The organism is Candidatus Woesearchaeota archaeon, assembly GCA_003694805.1.
In the GTDB taxonomy this organism is placed as follows: domain Archaea; phylum Nanobdellota; class Nanobdellia; order Woesearchaeales; family J110; genus J110.
Window position 1 is genome coordinate 1 of record RFJU01000168.1, and the last position, 7,467, is coordinate 7,467.

The window sequence follows — 7,467 nt, forward strand, 5'->3', positions numbered from 1 at the left end:
CATCAAGAGACAATCCCTCTTTGAAACCTTCGAAAAACCCCCTGAAACATCAAAAAAAGAAATACCCATCAAAATCGGCAAGAGAAGAGAAATCGAGAGCATGAACGCCGTCGAGATGGTAAGCGAAATGAACAAATTTTGAATAAGCTTAATGTGCTCCAGCGACTTCTTATATTCCAACTCATACACATCCATCACTGCGTCCTGCTCCTCCAACAAAAATTTTTCAATATCCTGACCAAAATCCATCGCCACAGCAAAACGATCCAGGAAATCAGCAAACGCCTGAGAAGGAATTAAATTACCGACCTTCCTGCACGTCTTAGAAAACCCCAAGCTCCACTTTTTGGCAAGGTAATGAATTTTCTCAGCAATACGGGAGATCTCTCCGAAAACTTCTTTACTCGCAATCCGACGAAAAAGCACCGACCGATTAATACGCATCGTCGAAATCGTTCCGGCATACGTAATGAACAAGTGCAAATTGCTCTCAATATCATTCTTCTTGGCAAAATACCGCACCAACGGATAGCAAAACAAAAAACCAAACCCTCCCAGAATCGGCAAAGCCAACACCCACACCGGAAAAGAGAGAACTAACAAAACAAGAAAGGACAGCAGGGAAGCAGAAAGCACCGGCAAAGCAACCTTTACCAAGAACTCGAAGAGAGACGTGAAGTTCATGACAGCCAAAACCCGCTCCATCGTGATTCTTTGATGCATCATTCACACCTTGAAAGGAAGCGCCTTGACTCCCTTATACCGAAACTTCTTAATCAACTCCCACACCTCAAAATAGTTGAATATCTTTTCCTCAATCATCCTATCAATGACTCGCTTTCGCAGGGCAAGCTCGTCATAAATCTTTCTTGGATCGCTGTAGCCAAGTCTTGCCGCAATCTTTTGCTCTAAAATATAGCTGTTAAACATCCCCCGAAACGTGTGAATATCCTCTATCGCGTTCCAATCAAAAACCTGCCTCGTAATCATTTTCTTTGTCGGCTCCCAGAACCGCTCAATCTCTGTCAAACTCAACACACGCCGAAGACTTTGCCCGTTGTGCTGAACCGCCATTTGAATCAAGCAAAGATTCAAGTTGTCAACAAACGTAATAGGGATGTTGATAGGATCTCCGGTGATTCTTTGAATCATTGCCGTCGTGCTACCTGCGTGAAACGTCGACATCACTGCATGGCCAGTCTGCATGGCTTGGAACGCGATCGAGCCTTCCGCACCGCGAATCTCTCCAACAATAATATAGTTCGGCCTGCTTCGCAAGGCCGCCAACAACAAATCTTGATACGTTACGTCAGAACTTTTCCCCGCTTCTCTTGTGAGGAGGTGCTGCCACACATCATGTGGCATCGTTACTTCCGGCGTGTTCTCGACCGTGTAGACCTTGTCATCTGGGGGAATGAACGCGCAGATGGCATTCAACGTTGTTGTCTTCCCAGAAGCAGTCTCCCCGCACACGAAAAGGTTCATGTGATTCTCCAGGGCAATCCACAAGTACGCAGCGAGTTCTGAACTCATCGTCCCCCAATTGACAACCTGCGTAATGCTGATAGGAACTTTCGAGAACTTTCTCAACGTAAAACTTGTTCCCTCAAGACTTATATCCCTACCGTAAATAAAATTAGCTCGTGACCCGTCAGGCATCATCGCATCCACAACAGAATGCGCATCAGATGTCGGCCGCTCAACCCGCTCCGAAACGCTCACGACATACTTGTCCAGCTCCAGATCGTCCTTAAACTCAATGTTCGTGTACACCAAGCCAAAAATTTTATGCACCGTCTTGATGTTCCCCACACCAGTGCAGTGCACATCTTCCAAGTAAGGATCTTTCAAAATCGGGTCGAGCTTCCCAAAGCCAACACGATTTCTAATCAAGTAATACTTTATCATCTCATACTGCGTCCTCGTCAAAACAATTTTAGCCTTTGTTATGCTCAGGCCTTTCTCCCACAGCGTCGGCTTCGTAACGCCTCCTTCAATCTCTACGAGGTTGTCGAGCAAATCAACCAATATTTTTTCAACGTCCTCTGTCGTGTCAGGAATAGGCGCCGTGTGCGCGTACGCAATCATTCTGTCCAAGACAAGTTGATAAAGGCGCTCCTCCTCTTCACTCAAGCGCGGCTCAATTGCGTTATAGCGCATCTCTCCGCTCTCGCTTCGAAAAATATGGACAAAAATAGGGTCGCCAACGGGGTAGATGATGTTTGGATTTTTCACCTTCTTCAAAGAACGGTCAAGTTTTTGCAAAAATTCGGGCACGCCAAGGTGAGAAGGCAGGTTCTGCAAATACGCATCCACGTGGACGAAGCGCTTTCTCGCCTCATCCATTGTTGTCGTCATCCCTTCTTCCATACTTCCCTCGGGCATTCACTTACTTTCTGCTCAACGTACTTTCAGCTCAATGATCCGCCGCTACGCCACCGACAGCGCACACCCTGCTTTCTTCGAGCCTCGACCTCATCAGCCTCAACTCGATGACGCTATATCAATTACGATGCCAATACCGGGGCGAACCTTGAAGGGTATTTCAGACTCTACTTCATTCATGGCACCGTTGAACCGCTCAATCTTGATTATCTTTGTCAACTTCCCGAAATGCTCTTTCACATCCAACCGCAAGTACACATCACAAATCGACTTTAACAGGGAAGAAAACTCATTATCAAACTGATCAGGGTCAATGCAGAAAACCACTGATTTTCCTTTGCTCGTTATCTTCTTAAAGAACGTTATCAGGTCAAAGCTTTCTGCACGCGTTATTTCTTTTGGAATGACGAACTCCGAAAGCGCATCGAAAACAATAATATCGCTCTCAAAAAGCCGCTCCACTCGCAGCCGATTCAAAATGTCATCCCCTATGCTCGAGTCGCCAAGATGAGGGTAGAGGGAAACGAAGAGCATCTGACCTGAGAGCATGTAGTCTTGAACGTCGTAGTTCAAGGACTTCATTTGATTGAAAAACCCCGGCAGGCTTAGTTCAGTGCTGACATAGGTGACTGAGAGGCCGTGCTCTAAAAATCCAAACGTGAAGCGCTGCGCCAAAATACTTTTCCCTAAGGTGTTTTTTGCCTCAATAACTACGAACGCGTGTTTCGGCAGCCCCCCACCCAATTTTTGATCGAGTTCATCCCTTCGCAAGCGAAAAGGAAAATTTTGATACTCATCAGCTTTTGAAGGCGGCTTTGCTATGACATCTGGCAAAGGCAAAACCTGTTCTTTCTTGCGCTCAGCGGCCCTCGCGGCTCTCGCAACGTCTTCACGTGCCACGTTACCTGCGAGGCGAGCTTTCGTCGCTCCTCCAATCATTTCCTCTTCGTTCACGTGCTCATCACCTCAGAGTCGCCAACCCCGAACTCCGTCACGACCAGAACCGTGTGCTTTCCGGAAGAGAGTTTTCTGTTCGCCTGAATGAACACAACCTCATCTGGATCCCAAATCCCTTTATTGACCACGTCCGTATCGTTTTCAACACGAATTATTCGTTCCGAGTCGTTTCGTGCAAATCTAATGCCGTCGATAAAAATGTCTGTCTTGTTGATATCCAGCTTCGTCTTACCAACGTTCAGCACGTAGATGTGTGTTTGCTGAGGGTCCGCCGATGAATTGAACGATAAGGACGTAATCTCAACGCTTGTTCTGAGCTGGTCGAAGAGAAACTGCTGCTGAGTTTTGAGTGCCGAGCCGGACGAGTCAACATATCCTTTAAAGAGCACTGCAACAGACGTTGTTACTGTCAGTAGTGCAATGAACAAGATAATGTGCGTCGCAACTGTTCCAAAGCCCATGCTCTTCCCTGTCGTCTTTTTTTGTTCGCTGTTCCCGCCCTCTCGTGCAAGGTTCAGCTACGAAGAGGCCGCCTCGTCGCCCTGACGAGGGCCCGCACCACCAAATAAACACTTATTCGGAATTTTCGAATAAATGACTTTTCAAATTTAAATAGTTTTCGCTTCTTCAGAAAAAACGAAAAAATTCTTAAAGAACAACCAAGACAACAAGCAAGGGCAACACCAACGAAACACCCACAACAAAAAACACCCCCCATTCCACCGCACAAAACACCTCCCACAAAACACCCACCCATACGAAAGAGAATGCGCAATACCAAAAAAAAAACCGTCCCGGGTCCTGCCGGCGCCAACGACACGCTCAACTTCCCCTTCCCCTACTGCGTCATCTACCATCCAAAAACCAAGGAAATCCTTGATTTTTACCCAAAGACGACACCGTTTTCCGTCCAGCAAAGCATCCTCACCTTCTGGTCGCAACCCATACCTCAAGAAATCCTCCTCGCACTCTCAGGAGAACAAGAACTCACACTATCAGAACTAAAAAGACGCATCGGCCACTCCCCCTCAACCCTGCACGACATCGTTAGCAAACTCGAACAAGCAAAGCTCATCAAAACCGAGATGCGCTATGAGGGAAAGAAGCAAAAACTACTCTTCCCCTGTGTCTTCTTCATTACCGACACGCCACCCACCAAAAAAAAGCTCAAAAAACTCTTTCAAGGGCTCTGGATTGACACAGAAAAGACCAAACAAGTCATAGCCTTCCTCGAAAAAAAACCTGACCGCTACTTCTCCCTGCAAGAAATCAGCGCAGGAACAGGAATCCCGCTCACGGAAGTCGAGATCCTCCTCAGCAACCTCGAATCACCCATCACGCGAACACTCTCCGACTTCCTCAAAGAACCCCCTTTTGAAAAATACACGTTTTACAAAGCCAAAATAAGAAAAAAGAAAAAAAGGTAGACCTACGTTTACACATGTTTTTCAAACAAATTTTTCGTTGCCAAGCAGCGAGCTACGCAGCGAGCTACAAAACCGTTCGTTCTAAAGAAAGCTCACGAAGCAAAACGTCAAGCGCGCTGGCAAACGCCTCCTTCGATGTTGCGTTCTCAAGAGCAGAACACGCCTCCTTATTCCCGGCAACCTTGTAGCAAATCGCAAGAAAATTCTTGAGACGCTCTTGCCGAAACAACGCAAAAGACGCGTCATCCAGCGTTGCAAGCGACGACCTCAGCCGCTGCATTGCCGCAAACAAGCGCTCTCTTGCCTCTTGCACGGAGAGCGTCTTGTCACCGCTTTCTCCTCCGGCATTCTCCTTCAGACCTTCAGCGCTGTGCTCCTTGCTTTTCGTCTGTGAAGAAACAAACGCTTCGCGCTCCCTGGCACCTTCTTTCTTCTCTTGAGACCCTCGAGAACCTCGCTGCGCCTTCTCAAACACTTTTTCCAACACAGCACGCAGTAGCGCCACGACCTCGTCTTTGCTCACGTTACCTGCAATGTTTCGTGCCACGCGCTCAAGGCGAAAAACCCTGTGAACCCAACGAGAAAGATGGTCTTGAAGGTCGCTCGAGCTTTGCAGCGCATACCATTCTTCTGCGGGCATCTCTTCGAGCACGTGCACAAGCTCCTGAAGGCTGCGAACACAGCGCCCTGTTGGCAACATCAGCTCATCTTCAGGAGGAACATCGCGCACAACACGCTCAATGTTACGCACAATCTCATCGTGATACTCAACCATGCGCTTCTGAACAAGTTTTGCAAGCGCTTGCGCTTCCATTTTAGGGAGCTTCTCCCTCACCACTTCCCTCACTTCGCTGGAAGGCCCCCGTACTTCTAATGCGATTTCCTCGGAGAGCGACCTTGCTGCAATGCCTTTTCGCTTGGGAAGCGAGAGAGACTCTCGCACCCGCACGCGCTCGCACACATCCTCCCTCCCGGCAGGGCCGCCGCCTTCACCGGCGCCATCCTTCTCTCTTCCTTCCTTCCCTGCAACATCTCCATTCGCGACCTCAACAACGGCATCTTGTTCTCTGCCTGCACTCGCTTGCTCCTGCGTTCCATGCCGCTCCTCACCTGCTCGCCCCTGCTCGCCTTCCTTTTCTTCTTGCTTTGCGAGCGATTGAGCCAACGCCTCGGCCTTTTGCAAAAAACGCTCTTTCTCCTCGTGCGTTTGCGCTTTTATGGGAATCTCCTCTACCCGCTGAGCCACCAGGTCATGAACGCCAATGTTTTCATGCGGCACTCCTTGCACGCCGCCGCCTTGAATCCTACTCTCACCTTGCACACGAGGTTGTGTTGGAAGCGCCGCTTCTTGAAATCCGCTCTCGCCCCCATCCCCGCGCTGCTGCTCTGAAACGAGCGCTGATTGGGAGACGTCGGGAGGAAGCTCTGCATCCCGAGGAGAAACGAACGGATTAAATTTGTTTGTCAACACCTCATACAAGTGCAAGAACTTCTCCATGTTTCTCTCAAGCCGATCAACGGAGGCGAACTTCTTTTTCAATTCTTCCCAATCAATATCGTCGTCTCTTTCCTTGGCAATGTGCTCAACTTTTTTCTCGAGTTGCAGCAAGCGCTGATTGACCGCGTCCTGCAAGTCTTTGAGCTGGCTTTCAATAATAGCAAGCAAGGCATCATCGTCTCCTTGCGTCGCCCCGCGGCCTGCGTCGTCCGCCTCGGGCCGCTCGTTCTCACCGCCGGTCCCTGTTTTTGCAGGTTCTTCGTTGCTTTCCGAGCTGTCTCGCGCCGGAGGGCTTGAAGCGCTTGTTGGTTTTGGCGCCTCCAGTTTCTTTTTCTCCCCCTCTTCAGAGGACACTTCCTGCTTCTCCCCGACGCCTTCTGGTTGATCCTGTCCTGGTGGCGATTTCTTTTTAGCTAGTCCTTTCAGAAATCCAAAGCCCATTCTCTGCGTCTCCCCTTACCGAATCCGTACAAGGTTGCGGAGGATGACATCCGGCGTTTTCAGCTCGAGCACCTCAATCGCCCCGGACCCTGCCATCAGGGACATTTCAAACTCGTCTTTTGGATCGAGGGCGTGGGATTCATTGAGCTTAAACCTGATAATTATTAGCTCGTCCGCTTCCAAGATAAGGTCGCTGTCACCGAGGCGTGGCTCGAAGCAAAACTCGTTTTCAGATGTCAGCGCATCGAACGTGCACGAGCTGTTCCCGCTAATACTTGTGTTCAAATTCGCGCCGATGGCAAAATCTCCGGAGACGAACGTTAGGCCAACATCAGCCATCCGAACGGGCGTGCTCCCTGCTCGGAGGCGGGTGAGCAACTCAATTTTTGACAGCGTCTCTGACGAGAGATTCGCATACCCTATGACAGAAATAATTTGAAGGCCGTTAACCAGACGCTGCCTCGTGGCTTCTTCAACCAAGAGCGCTCGTTGCTGAAGCAACCCTGTTGTCCGAATAAGAACACCAGCAGCGACTGCCGCGACGAGAATAGTCGAAATGAAGATAATGAGCATGCCAATACCCATAACCGCTCTTTTCTGGCGTTGCAAGCGCTGCCACAACCCACAGGCACCCTTCCTTGCTCTTCTTCTCTGCCGATACATTCTCTGCTTCCTTCCTTTTTTATTTTGTCGCCGTCACAAACTGCTCACGAGCCGCATCTCATAACCACTCTTTGTTACTTCTTTATTAGTTAATTA

The 7,467-nt window shown here is 49.1% G+C and carries 7 protein-coding genes; 1 reads left to right on the forward strand and 6 read right to left on the reverse strand.

Annotated elements, in window-relative coordinates; all coding sequences use genetic code 11:
* From D6783_06055 to D6783_06070, 4 genes are all read right to left on the reverse strand, one after another.
* On the reverse strand, positions 1 to 726 hold a 726-nt coding region (locus D6783_06055; protein ID RME52014.1), incomplete at its 3' end, for a hypothetical protein.
* Positions 727 to 2,370 (reverse strand): hypothetical protein, encoded by a 1,644-nt coding sequence (locus D6783_06060; protein ID RME52015.1) that lies wholly within the window; start codon positions 2,368 to 2,370, stop codon positions 727 to 729. It lies immediately after the preceding gene.
* Between the two features lie 114 nt (positions 2,371 to 2,484).
* Positions 2,485 to 3,339 carry a hypothetical protein gene (locus D6783_06065; GenBank protein ID RME52016.1) on the reverse strand — a complete coding sequence of 285 codons (855 nt, stop codon included), beginning with the start codon at positions 3,337 to 3,339 and terminating at the stop codon, positions 2,485 to 2,487.
* Entirely contained in the window at positions 3,336 to 3,803 is a 468-nt protein-coding gene (locus tag D6783_06070) for a hypothetical protein (protein RME52017.1), read from the reverse strand. Before D6783_06070 ends, D6783_06065 begins: the two co-directional genes overlap by 4 nt.
* A gap of 306 nt (positions 3,804 to 4,109) precedes the next feature.
* Between D6783_06070 and D6783_06075 the strand changes: the two genes are divergently transcribed.
* Complete coding sequence (locus D6783_06075) at positions 4,110 to 4,769, forward strand: MarR family transcriptional regulator (protein RME52018.1); 660 nt, start codon at positions 4,110 to 4,112, stop codon at positions 4,767 to 4,769.
* Between the two features lie 64 nt (positions 4,770 to 4,833).
* Here the strand turns inward: D6783_06075 and D6783_06080 are convergent, their stop codons facing one another.
* Together D6783_06080 and D6783_06085 are read right to left on the reverse strand one after the other, a co-directional pair.
* Complete coding sequence (locus D6783_06080) at positions 4,834 to 6,708, reverse strand: hypothetical protein (GenBank protein RME52019.1); 1,875 nt, start codon at positions 6,706 to 6,708, stop codon at positions 4,834 to 4,836.
* Positions 6,709 to 6,723: 15 nt separating this feature from the next.
* Entirely contained in the window at positions 6,724 to 7,371 is a 648-nt protein-coding gene (locus tag D6783_06085) for a hypothetical protein (GenBank protein RME52020.1), read from the reverse strand.
* Positions 7,372 to 7,467: the final 96 nt, after the last annotated feature.

What these genes read in the sequence shown, in the direction of transcription:
- D6783_06060 (RME52015.1), bottom strand. Translation starts at nt 2,370, where the DNA reads ATGGAAGAAGGGATGACGACAACAATGGATGAGGCGAGAAAGCGCTTC.
- D6783_06070 (RME52017.1), bottom strand. Translation starts at nt 3,803, where the DNA reads ATGGGCTTTGGAACAGTTGCGACGCACATTATCTTGTTCATTGCACTA.
- D6783_06075 (RME52018.1), top strand. Translation starts at nt 4,110, where the DNA reads ATGCGCAATACCAAAAAAAAAACCGTCCCGGGTCCTGCCGGCGCCAAC.
- D6783_06080 (RME52019.1), bottom strand. Translation starts at nt 6,708, where the DNA reads ATGGGCTTTGGATTTCTGAAAGGACTAGCTAAAAAGAAATCGCCACCA.
- D6783_06085 (RME52020.1), bottom strand. Translation starts at nt 7,371, where the DNA reads ATGTATCGGCAGAGAAGAAGAGCAAGGAAGGGTGCCTGTGGGTTGTGG.